The sequence below is a fragment of the Streptomyces sp. NPDC001514 genome, from assembly GCF_053597075.1.
In genome coordinates this window covers 1-1608 of record NZ_JBSFHO010000088.1, presented here as the reverse complement: position 1 = coordinate 1608, position 1608 = coordinate 1, and the positions used below count along the sequence as shown (strand labels likewise).

The following is a 1608-nucleotide window of genomic DNA, read 5'->3' as shown; positions in this document are numbered from 1 at the left end:
TAGCTTGATCTTTAACGTCCGGCGTCGAATGGTGCGTCGAACTTGATCACTCGGTTCGGTATCCGGCGTACACGGAAGCGGCCTTCGTCTGAACATGTGCTCCGACCAAGGAACACACACGTCCAGCACGAAGGCCGTGAGGATGAGTCTGCTGCATCGCGACGCCCGGCAAGGGCCGTTGACGGAACTGTCATGCTTCCGGGGCGAGTTCTACGCCTGTCTCACCGCTCGTTCGGACGCGTTGTTCGAGCTGGCTGATGCCGTTCTGTGCGGCGACGGGCCGGTGAGGTCCCTGGTCGAGCTGTCGCTGGTGGGCGAACATCGCCGCGGCCACGGCGGACTTTACGCGGCTGTGGCCCGCGGCCGGGTGGATGCGGGCCGGCTGCGGCGGGCACTGGCCGCGGTGCCACTGCCGCGGGCCGATGACGGCCGGCTGGTCCTGGCCGTCGACGTCACCTGCTGGCTGCGGCCCGACGCGCACACCTCACCGGACCGGATCCTGTGTCACACCTACGGCCGGGGCAAAGACCAGCACATTCCGGTTCCGGGCTGGCCGTACTCGATCATCTGCGCACTCGAGCCGGGCCGCAGCTCGTGGACCGCCCCGCTGGACGCGTTGCGTCTGGCACCCGGTGATGACACTGCCACCGTTACCGCCCGCCAGCTGCGCGAGCTGCTCGAGCGACTGATCACAGCAGGGCAGTGGCAGACGGGCGACCCGGACGTCCTCATCGTCGCGGACGCCGGATACGACGCGCCCCGCCTGGCATTCCTGCTCAAGGACCTGCCGGTGCAGGTGCTGGCCCGGATGCGCTCGGACCGCGTCCTGCGCAGGGCTGTCCCGCTCCGGCAGCCGCACGTCCTGGGCCGGCCACCCCGGCATGGAGGCGAGTTCGTCTTCGGGCAGCCCGACACCTGGGGCACTCCGGACACCGAAACCATCACCGACACACGCCTCTACGGCACGGCCATCGCCCGCTCCTGGGACCGGCTCCACCCCAGGCTGACCCACCGCTCGTCCTGGGCCGCGGCCGACGGCACCCTGCCCATCGTGGAGGGAACAGTGATCCGCCTGGACATCCACCACCTGCCAAGCGGAGCCATCCCGAAGCCCGTCTGGCTGTGGTGGTCCGGCACCGACGCCACCCCGGCTGACACCAACCGCCTCTGGCAGGCCTACCTACGACGCTTCGACATCGAGCACACCTTCCGCCTGTTCAAGCAGACCCTCGGCTGGACCACCCCGAAGATCCGCACCCCAGAGGCGGCCGACCGATGGACCTGGCTGATCCTCGCCGTTTACACCCAACTGCGTCTCGCCCGCCCACTCGCAGCCGACCTGCGTCGACCCTGGGAGAAGCCAAGCCCCCCGGACAGACTCACGCCCGCCCGTGTCCGCCGCGACTTCCGGCACATCCGCCCGAAGACCGCCTGCCCGGCCCAAGCACCGAAACCCTCCCGGCCCGGCCCCGGACGACCACCAGGCCGAAAGAACACCCGGCCAACCCAACGCCACGACGTGCACACACCACGCAAGACGCAGCCAACGAAACGGCAAACGAAGAAGACAACGACCCCCAAACCCCGCCGCACAGGTTAAAGATCAAG

General features: G+C 68.7%; 1 protein-coding gene. It reads left to right on the top strand.

The features are described 5' to 3' along the window. Positions 1-142 precede the first annotated feature (142 nt). A complete protein-coding gene (locus ACWCXB_RS36550) occupies positions 143-1600 on the top strand; it encodes an NF041680 family putative transposase (RefSeq protein WP_450728810.1) in 1458 nt (485 codons plus the stop codon). The last annotated feature ends 8 nt before the right edge of the window (positions 1601-1608 follow it).

Excerpts from the sequence above, each read along its gene's own strand:
- ACWCXB_RS36550 (WP_450728810.1), top strand. The coding sequence starts at position 143 with ATGAGTCTGCTGCATCGCGACGCCCGGCAAGGGCCGTTGACGGAACTG.